Source organism: Paenibacillus agricola (assembly GCF_011440305.1).
Taxonomy (GTDB): Bacteria; Bacillota; Bacilli; order Paenibacillales; family NBRC-103111; genus Paenibacillus_S; species Paenibacillus_S agricola.
Map to the genome: position 1 here is coordinate 491,375 of NZ_JAAOIW010000003.1, position 18,648 is coordinate 510,022.

13 protein-coding genes are annotated in these 18,648 nt (G+C 46.8%); 2 read left to right on the top strand and 11 right to left on the bottom strand.

Going from position 1 to position 18,648, the window contains the following annotated elements:
- The first annotated feature begins 186 nt into the window (after window positions 1–186).
- On the top strand, window positions 187–2,022 hold the full coding sequence (locus tag G9U52_RS10190) for a glycosyltransferase (RefSeq protein ID WP_166148962.1): 1,836 nt from the start codon (window positions 187–189) through the stop codon (window positions 2,020–2,022).
- On the top strand, window positions 2,019–3,080 hold the full coding sequence (locus tag G9U52_RS10195; RefSeq protein ID WP_166148964.1) for a glycosyltransferase: 1,062 nt from the start codon (window positions 2,019–2,021) through the stop codon (window positions 3,078–3,080). Before G9U52_RS10190 ends, G9U52_RS10195 begins: the two co-directional genes overlap by 4 nt.
- Window positions 3,081–3,368: 288 nt before the next feature.
- Here G9U52_RS10195 and G9U52_RS10200 read toward each other — a convergent pair whose 3' ends face one another.
- The 11 genes from G9U52_RS10200 to G9U52_RS10250 form a co-directional block, all read right to left on the bottom strand.
- Entirely contained in the window at window positions 3,369–4,439 is a 1,071-nt protein-coding gene (locus G9U52_RS10200) for a glucose-1-phosphate thymidylyltransferase (protein ID WP_166148966.1), read from the bottom strand.
- Between the two features lie 289 nt (window positions 4,440–4,728).
- Window positions 4,729–5,769, bottom strand: coding sequence for a mannose-1-phosphate guanylyltransferase (locus tag G9U52_RS10205; protein ID WP_311764843.1), 1,041 nt, complete (start codon window positions 5,767–5,769; stop codon window positions 4,729–4,731).
- A 274-nt stretch (window positions 5,770–6,043) separates the two neighbouring features.
- A complete protein-coding gene (locus G9U52_RS10210) occupies window positions 6,044–7,009 on the bottom strand; it encodes an ROK family protein (protein WP_166148968.1) in 966 nt (321 codons plus the stop codon).
- Window positions 7,010–7,047: 38 nt separating this feature from the next.
- Window positions 7,048–7,857 carry a DeoR/GlpR family DNA-binding transcription regulator gene (locus tag G9U52_RS10215; RefSeq protein WP_166148970.1) on the bottom strand — a complete coding sequence of 270 codons (810 nt, stop codon included), beginning with the start codon at window positions 7,855–7,857 and terminating at the stop codon, window positions 7,048–7,050.
- A gap of 168 nt (window positions 7,858–8,025) precedes the next feature.
- The gene (locus tag G9U52_RS10220; protein WP_166148972.1) at window positions 8,026–8,811 is read right to left on the bottom strand and encodes a DeoR/GlpR family DNA-binding transcription regulator; all 786 of its coding nucleotides are present in this window, start codon (window positions 8,809–8,811) and stop codon (window positions 8,026–8,028) included.
- 132 nt (window positions 8,812–8,943) lie between these two features.
- A complete protein-coding gene (locus tag G9U52_RS10225) occupies window positions 8,944–9,987 on the bottom strand; it encodes a galactitol-1-phosphate 5-dehydrogenase (RefSeq protein WP_166148974.1) in 1,044 nt (347 codons plus the stop codon).
- A gap of 5 nt (window positions 9,988–9,992) precedes the next feature.
- Window positions 9,993–11,489: a xylulokinase gene (locus G9U52_RS10230; RefSeq protein ID WP_166148976.1), complete on the bottom strand. Its 1,497-nt coding sequence runs from the start codon at window positions 11,487–11,489 to the stop codon at window positions 9,993–9,995.
- 90 nt (window positions 11,490–11,579) lie between these two features.
- The gene (locus G9U52_RS10235) at window positions 11,580–12,434 is read right to left on the bottom strand and encodes a class II fructose-bisphosphate aldolase (RefSeq protein ID WP_166148978.1); all 855 of its coding nucleotides are present in this window, start codon (window positions 12,432–12,434) and stop codon (window positions 11,580–11,582) included.
- Between the two features lie 336 nt (window positions 12,435–12,770).
- Entirely contained in the window at window positions 12,771–13,310 is a 540-nt protein-coding gene (locus G9U52_RS10240) for a glycerophosphodiester phosphodiesterase (protein WP_207952882.1), read from the bottom strand.
- A gap of 418 nt (window positions 13,311–13,728) precedes the next feature.
- The gene (locus G9U52_RS10245) at window positions 13,729–17,811 is read right to left on the bottom strand and encodes a WIAG-tail domain (protein ID WP_166148982.1); all 4,083 of its coding nucleotides are present in this window, start codon (window positions 17,809–17,811) and stop codon (window positions 13,729–13,731) included.
- Window positions 17,812–18,094: 283 nt separating this feature from the next.
- Window positions 18,095–18,631: a chromate transporter gene (locus tag G9U52_RS10250; protein WP_166148984.1), complete on the bottom strand. Its 537-nt coding sequence runs from the start codon at window positions 18,629–18,631 to the stop codon at window positions 18,095–18,097.
- Between the last annotated feature and the right edge of the window lie 17 nt (window positions 18,632–18,648).

Below are 18,648 nucleotides of genomic sequence, written 5' to 3' on the forward strand. Positions count from 1 at the left end.
CCTCCCACCTCCTACGTTCCTTTCTGCCTAAACTTCCCCTATTACCTTATTCATGGCTATTTACGAATGCTTGGGCAAAGAATCCCCGTCAAAGAAATATACCCAACCTCAGCGGAAGTCTATACACCCGGTTCGACAGATACATAGATTAGGTAAACAATAATAAACACAAAGGGAGGAACATCATTGGATCGCATCGCCGTAGTACGTTCCACTTTTCTGCCGCTCAGCGAAACCTTTATTTATGGTGAAGTCAAGCAAATGAAAAACTTTGAGCCTTACGTTTTTTGCAGGAAACGAAGAAATAAGGGCAATTTTCCGTTGAAGAATGTAATCATAGACCCCACCTATCGCAGGTTGAACTACATGCTGCGGAATCGTTCTTTTCGACTGATTCATGCTCGTTTCGGTACAGCAGGGATACGAATGATGCCGTTTAAGACCATGTGGGGAGTTCCCCTCATAACTTCCTTTCACGGTTGTGATTCCCCAGGCACCCAAATGATGAAAAAAAATAAGCAATCATTTAAACGTCTGTTTTCCTTAGGGAATTGCTTCACAGTACCGTGCCAATCGATGAAGGACCAGTTAGTCAAGCATGGCTGCCCAGAAGAAAAAATTGTTGTCCAGTATAGCGGGATCGATCTGGATCAATTTACCTATAAGGAAAGATCCGCTCCGGCAGAAGGCCCGGTGGAGATTTTGTTTGTCGGCAGGCTGGTTGAAAAGAAGGGTGCTGACGTGCTGATTAAGGCTTTTCATCAAGTCCATCAAGCCCTTCCAAATACCAAGCTCCGTCTAATCGGGGACGGCCGATTAAAAAACAAGCTAAAGCGCTTGAGCAAAGCCTTGCACCTTGAGAAGCATGTCCAATTTATGGGTGCGCTTCCGCGTCATGAGGTAATCAAACATTTGCAACAGGCCCATATCTTTTGCCTTCCCAGCTTAAAGGACCAGACGGGTAACCAAGAAGGACTTCCGAACGCGATTAAAGAAGCAATGGCCTGTGGGCTTCCTGTAGTATCCACTTTTCATGCGGGAATCCCTGAGCTAATTGAGGATGGAGTGACCGGGCATCTCGTTGCCGAAAAAGACGTTGGTAACCTTGCAAGAAAACTGCTCGCTTTGATACGCGCTCCGCAAACATGGCGGGGGATCGGAAGGCGGGCAAGAGCCAAAGTCGAAGCCAACTTTGACCTGTTGGTACAAACCAGGAATTTGGAGCAGCTGTTTGAGCAGGTGATCAAGGCCCATGAGGAAAAAAAACGAGAAACACCTTTGTTCAGCGTTATTATTCCGACGTATAACCGTGATAAGTATATAGCTAGAGCTATTAGAAGTGTGCTCCGGCAAACATGCGAGGATTATGAAATCATCGTGGTTAACGACGGTTCGACAGATAGAACCGAAAAAATAGTAAGCACGTTTGGTGATCGGGTGCGGTATGTGTATCAAAAAAATCTTGGACCTTCCGAAGCGAGAAACACAGGTATTCGTTTAGCCAGAGGAAAATTCATCGCGTTCTTGGACTCGGATGACCTTTTTCTTCCTAATAAATTACAAAGAAACAAAGAATTTTTAAATACTCATCCGGATTGCGATTTTTTATATAGCTATTATTACGCTAGACGAGGAAAAAAGAATCATACCATTCGTAACGTTAAACAATTTAATGATCTGAATAAGTTTAGATTTCATCTGTACAAACGAACATTCACTATTCGAACCTCCACGGCCGCCATACGCAAAACCTGCTTTGATAAGACCGGACTTTTCAACTCGCAATACCGATATTCCCAAGATTGGGATATGTGGCTCCGTTTAGCAAAAACTTATCGGGGATACTGCCAAAAAGTTCCGCTTGTTGTTTATCGCTTGCATGACAGGAAGAAGCTCCCCTCTACTTACCGTCACTATAAAATCAGAAAAAACGCCTATAAATTATACAGATGGAATACGGCTACGCTTCGCTCGTTGAATAATAAGCACACAACTTTCCGTAAAAGGAGGAATCGTCATTGACAAGTAATTATCCAGCTATCCTGCACCATAAATACTCACTGGAGGATGGTCATGTAACACCGCAAATTTTCAAAATCAACGGGTACCGAGGTATTATGTTGACTGAAGCCCCGTTCAAGTCCGAGTCTGTTATTTCCTTAAAAGAAATAAACGACAAGCCGGGTCTAATAAAGCAATTAAAAATCGTCGGGGTTCACGTTCATCACGGGTCTCTAGCGCACAAATTCCATTTTTTGAAGAAAAAATTTAGAATTCCTTTGTTCGTTGGATTTCGTGGTAAAGACGCCACAGCTTATCCCAAGAAAGCAAAAAATTTAAAACGATTAAAATCGGTTTTTAAGACTGGTGACCGGTTCTTTCCGGTATGTAAGCATCTAAAAAAACAAATTATCAAGCTGGGCTGTCCCAAAGCAAAAATTCGCGTATTATACGGAGGCGTTGATCTGGAACGGTTTCAGTACCGCACACGTAAATTAGACACTAAGAAAAAAATCTATTTCCTGGCCATCGGACGTTTCGTCGATAAAAAAGGATTCTCCGAGCTTATTCGTGCTTTTGCCCTTGTAAAAAAGCGGATACGTCGAGCAAAGTTAATTTTAATCGGCAAAGGGCCTTGTGAAACCAAATACCGTAAGCTGATCGAACAATATAAACTTAGCAACAGTGTCAAGATCATACCTTGGATCGATTACCGCAAAATCCAGGATAAATATCACGGCTCCCATATATTTTGCGCTCCAAGCTACACAGACCGAGAGGGGAACCAAGAAGGCATTCCAAATACGTTGAAAGAGGCGATGGCTACCGGGATGCCTGTCGTTTCAACGACCCACGCAGGAATTCCAGAACTGGTTAAACACAAGGTATCCGGATTATTAGTACCTGAAAGATCAGTAAGTAAGCTAGCAAAAGCAATGATATGGTTAGCCAAACGACCGAAAAAGTGGGAGTCTTTTGGCCGAAATGCGAGAAAAAAAATAGAAAAAGACTTTAACTTAAAGCGGCAGTTGAGAAAACAAAAAACATATTATGATGAAGTCCTATCGAAACATGGTTAATCAGCGGTAGCTTATGTATCCGAAACCACTTACAGCCTAATAACCCGAATCATACTTCGCCAAATTAGGCAGGGTTCGGGTTATTTCTTAATGAATATGAACTCTGACTGTCGACAAAGTCCTTGTCGGCAGTTTTTCGTCGCGTAAATGGTATATAAACAAGAAGCCCGTCCATCCCTATTTTCACGCAAAAAAAAAGCATCCCCAGAATTTCATCGGATACATATCGAGCTCCCAATATCCTTCTTTCGGATGCATGTCATTCATATGTTTGTTAAATTTTATTTATCATGGGAAGTACAAATGTGAATGGTCTCCTATCCATAGCTGGATCGTTTTTAATTGTTGAGATTTCCCAATCATTTTTACTTCTCCACCGATCAAGCTTTTCTCAATGCGATGTGGAATGCTGTTCAGCACTGTATTTTCCATAACGATGCTGTTTTCAATCTGACAGTTGTAAATGGACACATGATCCGAGATGGAGGTGTAAGGACCAATATAGCAGTTTTCAACGGTAGTATTTTGTCCAATAATAGCCGGTCCGCAGATGATGCTGTTCATGATTTTACTATTTTCCCCTAGAACAACCTGACCGGAGATAAGTGATTTCTGATCAACCGCCCCTTTAGATGTGCAGCCTTGCATTTTATCTAAAAAATATTGGTTACACATAATCAAATCCTTAGGCTGTCCCGCATCTTTCCACCAATACGGTGAACGAAAAACCCCTAGATGAAATCCGTCATTAATCAATTGCTGAATGGCATCGGTTAACTCATATTCGCCCCGTGCCGAGGGCGAGATTTTCGCAATGGCTCCGAAAAGGGAATGCTTAAACAAATAAACCCCGTTAATGGCTAAATGGCTTGGAGGATGTTTAGGCTTTTCCACCACTTTTTCAATTTTTTCTCCACTTAGTTGAACGACACCAAATTGCTCCGGCGCATCAACATGACTTACGGACACGAGCCCGTCCAGATTTTCTGACTGGAATTTTTGTATAAGAGGCTGCAAAGACCCATCGATCACATTATCGCCTAAATATAAAAGAAAGTCGTCGTGCTGGATAAAGTTTTCCGCAACTCGAACAGCGTCCGCCAATCCCTTTGGTTCAGGTTGTACAATTAGAGTAATGGCAATTCCCCACGGCGTCCCTCCCCGCAAGGCATCATCAAATTCTTGCCGGAGCCCCGGAGGAACTACGACGGCAATTTCCGTAATGCCTGCCTGTATCATCAATTCGATTCCATAAAAAAGGACGGGTTTGTTCATTATCGGCAATAGATGTTTGGGGCGCGAAAACGTCCAGGGACGCAAACGAGATCCTTTTCCGCCACATAAAATCAAACTTTTCATTTGTGTACCTCCCACTATAAACTCATGAAGGTGACTTAAGCTAGACAAACATTCTGCAAAGTGCCGTATGCAATTAGATCCAAATCGGCTTGTGAACTTGCATACTGGTTGCTACAGTCTTCATCTTCTTACCAATGTATTGAAACACGCTTGTCGATGACACGGTACATGTCACGTGTGGTACTGAAACATAAAATGGCTTGCTCCAGCGAGGAATTAAATCCGATTCGTCCGTTTAGTCCATATGCAATCAGTAGAGTCGCGCAGGACGATCTGGGCTACAAATATTTCAGGAGCTATGATCTGTATGTTGTGTGGACATATACACCTTCTTAATCGCCTGCTCCTCCGATTTATGGCAGACCAGCAGCCCCCATGGAGTTGATACGATGATGAGTCCCTCCACACCAATAACCAAGGTTTTTTGCTTTTCAGAAAAGATGATATTGTCAACCGAATTATAGGTATGAACCAAACCACCAATCAGATTACCTTGCTCATCACTAGAGAATAATCGCGTTAGTGCCGTCCACGATCCTACATCGTCCCAACCGAAATGAATAGGGATACAGTAGACCAAATCCGCTTTCTCTAGAATGGCATAATCAACCGAAATCCTCGGAAGCAACGGATAGATTTGTTGCAATTGGTCATTGCTTTGTTTGAGCATATGCCACATTTCCGGTTGAAACCTCTCCAGATAACCAGCAACTGTTGAGGGTTTCGAAGCAAAAATACCGCTATTCCAATATACGTTGGGCTGCTTAACTAGTTCATTAGCTTTGTCCTGATCCGGTTTCTCGATAAATCGTTTGACCCTATAAGCCAATCCATCGTCATGGGCTTTGTGTACAACCTCAATATAACCGTAACCTGTCTCAGGGCGGGTTGGCACAATACCTAGAGTCACGATTGCACCCTCTTCATGTGCTGCATCCGCCGCTCTTTCAAGAGCTTCAAAGAAGGCCACTTCGTCTGAAATATATTGGTCGGATGGGATCGCTAAAAACGGTTCATCCCGTCCTTCAAATAAAAAATGCCGGGTAATCAGGGCAATGCTAGGCGCTGTATCCTGCTGTTCCGGTTCGATAATAAGTTGGTTGGGATCAAGCTCAGTTAGCTGCTCCATTACAATTGCCGTATATTTGTGAACGGTTGCTACATAAATATCTGCTGCTGGGACGAAGCGGAGAAATCGCTGGTAGGTTTCTACCAGCATCGAGTCCTTGGATACTAGTGAGAGGAACTGCTTAGGCAGCTCCTCTGTGCTTCTTGGCCAAAACCGGTTGCCTTTGCCACCTGCCATAATGACGATCTTCATGCCCTTCATCGTCTACCATCCCTCTCCATCAGCCAATAATTGCCCTCAAGCAAGGATTGTTGGGTTCCGGCATCAGCCACTTTCATATTTGCATAATAGAACATGAAACAACCCCTTCCTGAAAATCATTCATCAACAATACCCTCTAACAGGATATGCCTTAAGTAGAAAAGGAGATGGACGGATGCCATAAAATAGTATAAATGGGTAAATTCCCTCAAATATCACCATGCAAAAAAAACACTAAGCCTTCATAATCGAAGGATTAGCGTAGACTTGGGCTTTATACGTCCAATCGATTGCTCGCCGACATTGCACTCCCCACAATTCCTGCATCGTCAATCATCGTCGCCGTAACAATGGACAACCGATCCCAATACCCTCTGTAGACCGATTTCTGCAGCTGCTCACGCATGGGCGCAAACAAGCGTTCACCAGCCAAAGCGACACCCCCGCCAATAACAATAACATCGGGGCTATACAAGGTTACAGCATTTGCGAGACCTCTGCCGAGTAGCCTGCCTGTGTGGTTCATCACCTCAATTGCGAGTGAATCCCCCTCATCATAAGCTTTGGAAACTTCGGCTGCGGTGAGTTTGTCCTCGTGAGCGCCGTCTAACCAATCACGTAAAATACTCGACCTACCTCTTTGTAGAAGCTCTGTGGCCTGGCGGGCAATACCTGTGGCAGACACCGCCGTCTCTAAGCAGCCTTGCAGCCCGCAGCCACAAACATAAGGAATGTCTGGCATCACAATATGGCCTAGCTCACCCGCCATAAATCCGCCTCCGTAATAAAGCTTGCCCTGATTGATAACGGCTGCTGCAAGCCCCGTCCCTATCGTTATGCCAAGCACATGCTCATAGCCCTTGGCTGCCCCACATACCGCCTCACCATATACATACATTCTTACATCATTATCGATGTAAGTGGGAATACCTGTACGCTTGCGGATCTCCTCAGCAGTTGGAACCTGTACCCATTGTAAATTGCCGGCAAACAACGTAATACCTTGGATCGGATCAATAAAGCCAGGTGTTCCAACACCGATCGCAGAGATGTCTTCACGCCCCAGACCAGCGATACGCAGAAGCTCCTCTACCATCAATTTTATTTTATCAAATACATGGCTGCTCCCCATCAACGCTTCCGTTGGCTGTTTAAGCTTGTGCAACAGCTTGCCTGCGGCATCCGTTAAACCACACACGACATTCGTGCCTCCAATATCTATGCCAATCAAAAAGCCCATAATTCACCTCATCACGTTTTCTCAGAAAGCTTACATTCTTACTCAAAATTCTCAGTATGGTGGCTCTTTGCCAAATGAATCGTTATATTCAATTCGGCCAAAGCACTAACAAGTTCAGGCTTTAGGGGAATATCCGTTATACACGCATCCAAGGAGGATAACGGAACGATTCCGAATAAGGAAGCCTTCCCTACCTTCGAATTGTCTATGACGACTATCTTCATCCTTGAACGCTCCATTAGCAGACGTCCTGTCTTCGCTTCAAGTTCTGAATAAGTCGTCACGCCATGCTCCAATGAAAACCCATCGGCTCCCATAAACATTTTGCCAATATTCAAATCCTCAATAACCTTCTCGGCAAGCGGTCCGCATAGTTCGAAGCTGTTTTTACGCATCACACCACCGGTTAGCACTACCTGGACTCCATCACTATCGCTTAATTCCATTGCTATATTAACAGCATTCGTAACAACGGTAATATTCCGTCTGTGCTTAATCGCTTTGGCGATTAGATAGGTCGTGGTTCCTCCGGTCAATCCAATAACGTCTCCCTCTTCTATTAAAGATACAGCTTTAGCGGCTATAGCTTCTTTTTCCAACCACAGAAGCTGTTTCTTTTCTAGGAAGGACGACTCACGAAGCCCCGAGAAGCCCTCCCATTGGGCTCCACCAATTGTACGTATGGCCCCTTCTTTTCTTACTAAAACATCCAAATCTCTGCGTGCAGTCGCTTCCGAGCATTGAAATTTCTCAATCATTTCTTGTATCGTGATCTTGCCCTGGATTTTCAAAGTATTCATGATCCTACTGCGTCGTTCTTCACCCTTGGATAGATCCTGTTCACTCACTATTAATCTACCCCCCTGTCATTATTTACTGTCTTAATTCCTGCCTCACCCCATATAGCTAAGTATAGATAATCACAAGACCCTTTTCAACAATTCGGTTAAGCAAAAATGCTTGAGCTGGGAATTCCCGACTTAAGCATTTTATATTCCTATACTTCTCGCCAGGCATCAAGCAATAATAACTTCAATGCCCATCTCACGAAGCTTCTCAACTTCATCCGAGGGAGCTTTACTATCTGTAATGACAGTATGGACTTGGTTAACGTGCTCAATCCGATAGAAGGCTACCTTATTAAACTTACTATGGTCTACGAGTAAAACCACATGCTTCGCATTTTCTATAAGCTTACGGACGACTCTCGCTTCCTCCATACTTGGAGTTGTTAATCCTTGATCAATACTAAAGCCATTCGTTCCGATGAAAGCATATTCGCAATATACACCGTCCAAAGCCTTCTCGGCGGTTTCCCCGATAAGGGCGAATGTGTTAGGGCGAATATTCCCCCCTGTTAGAAAAATATGGTTGTCATTCGATCCCATGAAGGTTGTAGCTACATTAACGGCATTAGTAACAATGGTTAGTCCTGTACGGTCTTTAATTATTCTCGTCAAATGGCTGACGGTCGTTCCAGTAGACAACGCGATCGTCATCCCGTTTTTGATTAACTTCGCAGCTTCGGAGGCGATAGCCGATTTTTCCTCCGTAAATTTATCCTCTTTTTCAATAAAAGATGGCTCGTTAAATAAATAATCGTTTAATACGGCCCCGCCGTGGCTGCGCAACAATAATTTATCGCGTTCCAGCTTCTCTAAATCTTTACGCACGGTGACCTCAGATACATTCAATTCAGAGCTGAGAAATGACACATCAACGCTCTTATGAATTTTTAAGTAATCAATAATAAATTGATGCCTTTCCAGGCTCAGCATTTTTCGGTTGTTATCTGCTTCCATGTACATACCCTCTCAGCATAAAACCAATTTCGTTAGATTCTGAATCGTTTCGTTTATATGAGTAAGTATAAATAAGTTTAAGAGAAATGGCAATTCAGAAATCATCTGAGAAGGCTGCACTGGCTTTGAATGTTACAGATTATTGATTAATATTTTACCTTTAACGCCACCAGGTTGCCGGTACAATTCAAAAGCCTCATTAATATCCTTCAAACTAAAGCTTTTGTAAATAATCTCTTTAAAGTTTAATCGTTTCTGTTTGAGAAAATGCAGCGTTAGTCCCCATTCTTCTCCCGGAAACGGAGTGCCGTAAGACATCCAAGAACCTGTCAGCGTAAACTCTTTGCGATTCATCAATTCAAACAGTTTATGGTTAAAAGTCAAATCACGTACAGGTGTCCCGATAAAACAAACTTTCGCTTTGTTGGCTGCGAGTTCAAAGCTCTGTCTCATGGTTACATCGGAGCCTGCCGTTTCCATGACAACCCCAAATCCTCTGCCTTTTGTGATTTGCTTCCACTCATCTTCAAACCCGGTCCTGGTTGAATTTATCGTATAATCGGCACCCAGCCTTTTGGCCGTCTCCAGTCTCTCTTCATCAATATCGAATACGGTCACATCTCTTGCTCCCAATATTTTCGCCCATTGGAGTGTGAGCAAGCCAATATTACCGCCGCCAAGAATAGCAACATGCTCCCCGCCTTGAAATTGGATTAATCTTAATCCATGCAAGGCAACGCAAGAGGGTTCCACCAGCGCTGCTTCCTCGAAGCTTATGCTCTCATCGAACGGAATCGCGTTTGCTTCCGGAATCGCTACATATTCCGCCCAGCTCCCGTTTACTCTGGATCCAATAAAAGAATAATATTTACATTGTGCGAAATTTCCGTTTAAGCAATCATCACATGTATGGCATGGTTTAAGCGGAGCACCCACAACACGGTCGCCCACCTTCACCTTAGTCACATCGCTTCCAATCTTTTCTACAACGCCGGAAAACTCATGCCCGAGTACGATCGGATAATGATGTGCGGCGTCCCCCATGACTCTCGGTAAATCGGACCCGCATATTCCCGTTACCTTCACCTTCACCAAAATCTCATGTGATTCTAATAAGGGGATCCCGATTTCCTCAACCCGTATATCGTTTTTCGCATAAAGCACCGCAGCTTTCATGCTATTCACCATCCCATCTTTGGAAATACATCTTTAAGCTTGTCATAGGTTTCTAAATATACGTCGTATACTTGCTTATACACCTGCTGATGCTCCAGGTTCGGGATTTGTTCGCGATGGATCCGAACTGTCCTTTGAACCGCATCTTCACAGTTACGGTAAACTCCTGTTCCAACGCCTGCCAAGATCGCCGCGCCCATCGTGGTGGCTGCATCAGAAGAGGGGATTTTGAATACTTTTCCTGTAATGTCCGCTTTAATTTGGGTCCATAGGACACTGTTGGCGGCCCCGCCGACACTATGCAAGGTATGGATCGGCACACCGTTTTCTCCGGCTGTTTTTAAATTATGCTGTAGAGCCAGGGCACAGCCTTCCATGATCGCACGAATCAGATGCCCTTTCGTTTTTTCAAAGGACAAGCCCATAAAGACGCCCTTCGCGTTGGGATCCCATATAGGTGAACGTTCCCCGGCCATGTAGGGCAGGAAGATCATCCCTTCACAGCCAGCCCTGATGCAGGAAGCTTCCTCACCAGCGAGCCTGAAGAAATCCGCTTCCGCTTCTCCGGCAAACTCCCTTTTCAGCCAATTCAAGCTGCCGCCCCCAACTGTACCTCCCTGCAGGATCCACATGTCTTTGACTACATGGCAGCTCAAGATCAGCTTCTCGTTTTTAACCGGACGGTCCATGACAATACTCATGCCTCCGGCTTGGCCTCCCTGCTCCTGCACTTCTCCGACATGGATCGCGCCTGCACCCAGTGTGGCGCAGGCGGCATCCAATCCGCCAGCCACAACAGGTGTACCAGCAGCAAGCCCCGTCTCGGCGGAGGCGAACGGAGTGACCCCTCCTACAATATCGCTGCAAGCGAATATATCGGGAAGCCATTCCGCCGGAATGCCCATTTGCTCGGAGAGCGTATAATCCCACGCTGCCGTTTCGATATTAAAAGCGTGCAGGCCGTTGCCTTGTGATACGTCCTGGGAGTATTTCCCGGACAATTTGTACACAATATAGCTGTTGCACTGCAGCAATTTTTTAGTCTGTTGATAAAGGTCTGGCTCATTTTCTTGAATCCAGCGTATTTTGCCAGTGACATATGAAGGAGACATGGGGTTCCCTGAAACCGCGAACAGCTTTTCCAGTCCGATGGTTTGGCTTAAGTATTCACATTGCTTTACAGATCTGCGATCCAGCCAAATGATTGCATTTCGCAAAGGCTTTCCGTATGCATCCATCGGGATGGCAGCACCGCTTTGTCCGTCCACCCCAATGCCCTTGATCTGACGTGGATCAATGCCCGTTTGCTTTAGCATGTCACGCAGATTATCGCAGACGGCGCGCCACCAATCCTCCGGATTCTGCTCCGCGTATCCCGGATGGGGGTAATGCGTTGTGTAAGGCTTCGTTCCTTGGAATAATACGTTTCCATCAGGCGTAAAAAGCGCAACCTTACAACCTGAAGTCCCGATGTCAATCCCTACCAAATACTCATTCGCCATAACTAACTCCTTATTCTACACGCTCCACCGGCAGCAACCGGTTCAGGGTGTAAATATTCACATACCTGGCATTGCTTTCACCCGACGCGACTACGCCTTATTCGTACAACCGCACAGCCGCATTTTCTCCAGAGCCATTTGCTTAACAACTTCTTTGGCAACGGACATATAGGAGCGCGGATCAAGGTTATCTGGATGTTCGGTAAAAAATTGCTTCAAGGATAATGTGAACGCGTTTTTCAGCTCCGTCGCGACATTCATCTTCGCCATACCCAGTGATACACAGCGTTTCACCTGGGCTTCCGGAATGCCAGAGCCTCCATGAAGCACTAGCGGTACTTCCACTCTGCTTGCTATCTCTTGTATTCGTTTAAAGTCAATATTCGGCTCTCCTTTGTAGATGCCGTGAGCGGTACCTATTGCGGGCGCCAAGGTGAAAACTCCCGTCAATTCTACGAAACGTTGGCATTCGATCGGATCCGCTAACGTCGCCATATCATCTTCCACATGGATATCATCTTCCACGCCGCCGACTTTGCCTAGTTCCGCCTCGACGTTCACGTTCAGCGCACGGGCAACTTCGACGACTTTTCGGGTCATTTCCACATTTTTCTCAAAAGGATGCATCGATTGGTCAATCATGACTGACGTATATCCAGCCCGCATACACTGTAGGATCAATTCGAAATCCTGGCAATGGTCCAAGTGCAGTGCAATCGGCACACGGGCCTGCCTCGCCGCCGTTTTGGCCGCACCTGCGATATATTCTATACCTAGATGCTTAACGGTCCCTACCGTCGTTTGCAATATCAGCGGTGAACGGCTCTCCTCCGCCGCGTCAACCACCGCTTGTAGCATTTCGATTGTATGTACATTAAATGCGACAATACCGTACCCCTGTTTTCTTGCTTCAACTAATAAAGGTGTCGATGAAATTAATGTCATGTTCTACTCCTACCTTTCAATTCTATAAATTAAACTCGATTCAAGAACTCCAATATAGTTTGTAAATCTTCGATTTCATTTAACAATCATTTCACTTCTTAAACTTACGTATTCATTCGTTTTATTTCGTTTATATTAATATAATATTTTGTATTACGTTTTTTGTCAACCTGTTTTGAAATGAAATAAGGTTACCAGAACCTTCCCGGCAGCCTTTTAAGAATTGTTCTGCTTATTCTGCTGCTCCGGCCCATCCTGCGGATTAAGCTTTACCCAAATGCAGCTCGGGATGGCTCTTGTAAAAATCAGCCCACCGCTCCAGCCCATTAGTCGTAATCAACGCAGTCGGATATTTAGCCGCAATCCATTCCTATCGGCTATTGTATCTACCGGCCATGGTCCGACTATGATACCTTGCTCCATAATCATTTCCGTGTACTCGGCAGTCATTATGCGGATCGGAACACCCAGTAATTCACAACCAAACTCTTTCATAAATGGGAATACATAAGGCATATTGCAGCTGCTTGTCAATCCAAGCCTGATATCTCGACTCAGCTGTCTGGTTCGGATAATGGAGAAGTGATCGAAGCTAATAATGATTATTTGGTCGAATGTATCTGTTTGGCGAATAACCTCCATGACCTTTTCCTCCAGCCCTGGGTATAGGTCTCCAGCCTGCTTCAGCTCGACCATAATGTTTATCTTACCTTTGAGTAAGCGTAACGTTTCTTCTAATGTTGGGATCGTTTCGGTCTCTCTAATGCGGAACCTCTTGAGTTCATCCAAAGTGTAGTCACGAACCATCCCTTTGTTGTCCGACATCCTATCAACCGTATAATCATGCATAACGACCGGAATGCCATCTTTGCTCAATTGACTATTGTATAAATTTGAACAGTGTTTCTTGTCAACCAAAAAAAGATTAATATTTTGTAAAATCAAATCCATTTGAAGTTTCGTTCAATAGCGTTTCTCAAAACCAATATCAGAGGTTATAAGTTCGCACAAAACACTAATAAGCTGCCTCTCCTATTGAGACGACAGCTTTCAGGTTGAAATGCTCCGTTAGCGATTCAGCACTTTAATGAAGTTGAACTTTCTTGACGGCAAAATATAGCTATCCTTCGCTCATCAGGTGGCGTCCTCAGTGCAGGATTGACGTTTGTGCGTTAGGGAGGGAATGAATAGAATCAGCAGCCTTTCAAGCGCTGCTGACGATGAATAAACCACTGTACATTCCATTTAATGTCTAATTCCGCACACTGATTTCTCCTATTGAATCAGCCAAATATCACTGTTCTGCTTTTGCTCTCTGACCAATCGCTATCCAGTTCACCATACCTGTCAATTCTGAAGAGTAGCGGGTTCGGACAATTTGGATAATTGCACCATCACGAAATTTCTGTTGAATAACGCCGTAGGTGTTAGTTTGGTCGGTTGTCGCTACCAAAGCATATTGTTCATCCGTAAAAGGCTCATCGAATACGATCCTGACCTCAGCGAACTCTTCCTCTCCTTGCATAAGGAAGGACGATAAACCGAACTGTTGGACTGACTTACCCTCGTAACTTGCTCCCGTCGAAGCATCTGAAGGAGCTGAAGGAGCTGCTACTTCTTTTACTGGAATCAGGTTCTCATTCATACTGTCGAATCTTGAGGCTGCGGCTAACAGCAGCTTCTCTATCAGCCCCGATTCCAAATGAAGCCCAGCTATGCTGCCTGGCAACAGATGATACCCGGATATAGACTCTTGCTTAATATGCAGCCCATCAATAATATCATTACCCAATTGTTCGCCGCCTACAGCTCCCACTGCCAAATGGCGGCTCGTGACCGCGCCTTCTGCCAGTTGCTCACTTCCCACTGATCCCCCGTCCAGGTGCCCGGCTTCCACCGATCCCCACGCCAGCTTCGCTCCCGTCACCGATTGCTCCTGCAGTTGTGCAGTGCCGATCGCCTCCGCGGCTATGTGCCGGTTGTCCACCGCTTCCGCCGCCAAGTGGCGGCTTGCAACCGCACCTTCGGCCAACTGCTCGCTACCCACCGCTTCCGCGCCTAGGTGCGCCGCCTCCACCGCCCCGAACGCCAGCTTCGCTCCCGTCACCGCCTGCTCCTGCAGCTGCGACGTACCGATCGCTTCCGCGGCTACGTGCCCGCTGCCCACCGCTTCCGCCGCCAAGTGGCGGCTCGCTACCGCACCTTCGGCCAGCTGCTCGCTGCCCACCGCTTCCGCGCCCAGGTGCGCCGCCTCCACCGCGCCGTGCGCCAGCTTCGCTCCCGTCACCGCCTGTTCCTGCAGCTGCGTCGTGCCAATTGCATCCACTGCTACGTGCTCGTTGCCTACCGCACCCACCGACAGTTCGCGACCGCTTACCGCATCCTCTGCCAGGTGGCGACCTTCCACCACGCCTTCGGCTAGTTGCTCACCCCCGACTGCTCCGGCGCTCAGATGCTCCATACCTACTGCACCCAACGCCAGCTTCTCCCCCGTGACCGCATGACCCTGCAATTGTGTTGCTCCTATGGCTTCCTCCGCTATATGCGGACCGCCAATAGCTCTCCAAGCTAGCGAACGTCCGCTTACAGCTCCCGCCGCTAGATGGCGCCCTGTCACTGAACCTTCAGCGAGTTGCTCACTGCCCACCGCTTCCGCGGAAAGATGCTTTGTTTCCACCGCACCCAACGCCAGCTTCTCTCCCGTAACCGCATACTCATGCAATTGCACCGTGCCGATCGCTTCTACGGAGATATGCGCTGCACCGACTGCTCCCCACGCCAGCTCTCTCCTGCTCACAGCTCCTGCTGCCATATGTCTGCTAGTCACCGCTCCATCTGCCAACTGCTCGCTGCCTACGGCTTCTGCGCTAAGATGTGCGGCTTCAACCGTGCCCCATACCAGCTTTGCCCCTGTAACAGCTTGCTCTTGCAATTGCGCCGTACCGATCGCCTCAGCGGCGATATGTGTCCCGTTAATCACGCCACGAGCTAATTCCCTCTCCCCTATTGCTTCTTCCGCCAAATGGCTGCCAGTGACCGCTCCCATTGCTAACTGCTCGCTACCCACAGCCCCCAGGCTCAGATGCCCTGAATCCACCGCACCAAATGCCAGCTTGTGACCGGTCACCGCTTGCTCCTGTAATTGCGCCGTACCGATCGCCTCTTCAGCAATATGCCTACCATGGACTACACCTCCGGCTAACTCCCGGCTGCTCACCGCTTCTGCAGCAAGATGAAGGCTTGTGACCGCTCCTTCAGCCAGTTGCTCACTGCTAACCGCTCCATTAGCCAGATGCACCGATTCTACGATGCCTCGTGCCAGCTTAGATCCTGTAACTGAATATTCATGGAGCTGTGTCGTATCGACAGCATCCGCGGCTATGTGCACGCTGCTCACCGCACCCCATAACAGCTCCCGTCCGCCCACAGCACCGGTCGCTAAATTCCGGCTCGCCACCGCCCCTTCAGCCAAATGGTCACTGTTTACTGAACCCACACCCAGGTGACCTGAATTCACGACACCATCAGCAAGCTGTGCCGCCTTGACCGATGCCATTGCCAAATGTGCAGTTGTGACTGCACCCTCGGCTAGCTTCTCTGAAGTAATTACAAAGTCTGCCAGCTTCTCACGGGTGACAGCTTCCTTAGCAAGATGGTTCGCCTTTACAGCAGCTTTCGATAAATGAGATGACTGAACCGACCCAGCAGAGATGTGCTCTCCAAGCACCGATTCACGTCCTAATTTATCGGAGGTCACACTCCCCTGAGCCAGCTTCGCCGTCGTAACCGATAAATTCGTTAGCTTGTCGGTCGATACCGATTCACTGGACAGCTTCGATGTCGTAATACTGTGGTTAGCCAGTTGCCCCGACAAAACCGCACCCTCTTGAATATGCTGGTGCTGGATCGATCCAACACTTAATTTGTCCGAGGTAACCGCTCGATCCTGCAGCTTTGCTGTCACGACTGATTGATCCTGCAAATGCTCCTTGCTGATGGCAAGTGGTCCAATATGGAGCGCTTGGATTGCCTTCTCCACAATATGGCCGCCGCTCACAGCGCCCCCGTTCAAATGCTCTCCATTAATGGATTTTCTCCCTAGCTTAGCCGAGGTGACAGCTTGATCCATGATCTTATCCGAACCTACCGATGCCGCTCTCAATTGAGCCTCACCCACGCTCTGCGGAGCGAGTTTCCCAGCGGTTATAACACCGTCAGTCATATGCTGAGTCTCTATGCTTTTGGGTTGAATATGCCTTTTCTCAATCGCCAAATCTTGCAGGTGCACGCCTCCAACCGCCTGCTTTCCCAGCTTCGCCGAGGTTACCGATCCATCCCGCAAATGCTCATTCAGCACCGCACCGCCAAGCAAATGCTCCGCTGTTATTTGCTTCGCTCCAATCGAATCACTATGCACGATCCCAGGTGCCAAATGCTCATGTAACACAGCCCGTGATTGCAAATGATCGGAACCAACGCTCCAAGCTGCAAGCTTATCCTCAGTCACTGACTGCTTGCCAAGCTTAGATCCAGTTATTTCTCCATCGGCTATTTTACTCGCAGTTATCGATTGGTCACGCAGCTTCTCTGTAGTTACCGACAAATCAGCCAGCTTCGCCGTATTGACTATATAATTCGCCAAATTCGTCGCTTGGATCGTACCACTTTTAATTTTCTCAGAAGTAATAGATTGGTTCTGGATCAGCTCACCCGTAATCGTTTCCTCGGCCAAATGCTTCGTTTGAATCGAATGTTCAGCTATTTTCATCGCATCGATCGTTTTGTCTGCCAGCTTTTCCGAAGTAATGCTGTTATCCTGCAGCTTTTCACCACTAATGGCTCTTTCCTGAATTTTATCGCCTGAGATCGCAAAGGACGCTATATGCTCCTCAGTAACCGAGCGAAGCCCCAGCTTTTGTTGGGTCACGCTTCGATCTCCTAGCTTGGCAGCGATCACCGCGTAATCGGCCAGTTGGTCAACACCAATTGCCCCCCGTTTCACTTTACTTCCTCCAATCGCATTGCGGGCAATCTTCTCGCTTGTTACTGCTTCTTCAGCCAAATCATCCGTGTAAATGATAGCGCCAGATCCAATACCCGTAGCCGTTTTACGTTTCTGCTGAAGCAGAGGCTGGACGCTATCGGCCCCAGCTTTTTCCACTGTTAAAGGAACCTCTGCCTTATTAACTTTTTCCTCCAGCCCAGCATCTATGGTACGGCTGATCGTAGCATTCACGGTTTCTTCTTTACGCGGCTTTATCTTTTTATCAGATTCCTGAATATCGTCCAACCATTTCAATTCATTGATGTATGCCCCGCTCCGCTTTCGCTGTGTCGTGCTTGGCTTGCTCGTACCGCGGCTATTTAGCTTCTTCATCCTGCACATCCTCCTAAATTGGTATTCTATCCTTTGATAACTTAGGTTCCCTGGGTCTGGGTCGATCATTTCTTAACTATTGCCACACTAACGAGTATGGGTTCAGCCTAAGTAGTAGTCATTTGTAACATATGCATGCACCTATAAGGAAGTCATTCAACACAGAAAAAATAGGCGCAGCCTCAAACTGTCGCCTTACTGAATAAATGCTTGATCATTTCATTCATACCAAAAAGAGGAGTATGCATAGAGCATCTCCTCTTTTACATGGAATTCCCTTAGCTTACATAAAAAAAGCGATACCCATCAAGGCGGAACCAGATAATACTACCAGCGGATGCATACGGTATTTCATCGTCCCAATCATAGCAAAAATAAATATCAGTACAACACCCAACGTATGCAAGTTCATCCCCATTAAAGGTTGCCCGTTCACTCCAACTCGGATCGCCGCATAAATAATCAATGCTGCCACCATAGGCTTCAGGCCGTAAAAGATCATTTGGAGTAACCGTTCCCTACCCACTTTAAAAAAGAACAGCGACAACGCAATAATAATAATAAAAGACGGCAAAATCATACCGAACGTAGCTGCTACCGCTCCCCCAATTCCAGCAACCTTGTAGCCAATAAGCACAGCACTATTAGTCGCTATCGGGCCAGGTGCCATACCCGCTAAGGCCACGGTGTGGGCGAAATCAACGGAGGTTATCCATTGCTGCGATACCACTTCCCGCTCAATAACACTTAATATCGCATAACCGCCTCCAAACGAGACCAGCCCAATCTTAAAAAAAGTCCATATTAGAGCCCATAGCATAATCCCCATCTCCTTCC

Bases quoted from the DNA above. Each gene is read 5' to 3' on its own strand.
- G9U52_RS10200 (WP_166148966.1), bottom strand. From the start codon at position 4,439: ATGAAAAGTTTGATTTTATGTGGCGGAAAAGGATCTCGTTTGCGTCCC.
- G9U52_RS10205 (WP_311764843.1), bottom strand. From the start codon at position 5,769: ATGAAGGGCATGAAGATCGTCATTATGGCAGGTGGCAAAGGCAACCGG.
- G9U52_RS10210 (WP_166148968.1), bottom strand. From the start codon at position 7,009: ATGGGCTTTTTGATTGGCATAGATATTGGAGGCACGAATGTCGTGTGT.
- G9U52_RS10220 (WP_166148972.1), bottom strand. From the start codon at position 8,811: ATGGAAGCAGATAACAACCGAAAAATGCTGAGCCTGGAAAGGCATCAA.
- G9U52_RS10225 (WP_166148974.1), bottom strand. From the start codon at position 9,987: ATGAAAGCTGCGGTGCTTTATGCGAAAAACGATATACGGGTTGAGGAA.
- G9U52_RS10230 (WP_166148976.1), bottom strand. From the start codon at position 11,489: ATGGCGAATGAGTATTTGGTAGGGATTGACATCGGGACTTCAGGTTGT.
- G9U52_RS10235 (WP_166148978.1), bottom strand. From the start codon at position 12,434: ATGACATTAATTTCATCGACACCTTTATTAGTTGAAGCAAGAAAACAG.
- G9U52_RS10245 (WP_166148982.1), bottom strand. From the start codon at position 17,811: ATGAAGAAGCTAAATAGCCGCGGTACGAGCAAGCCAAGCACGACACAG.
- G9U52_RS10250 (WP_166148984.1), bottom strand. From the start codon at position 18,631: ATGCTATGGGCTCTAATATGGACTTTTTTTAAGATTGGGCTGGTCTCG.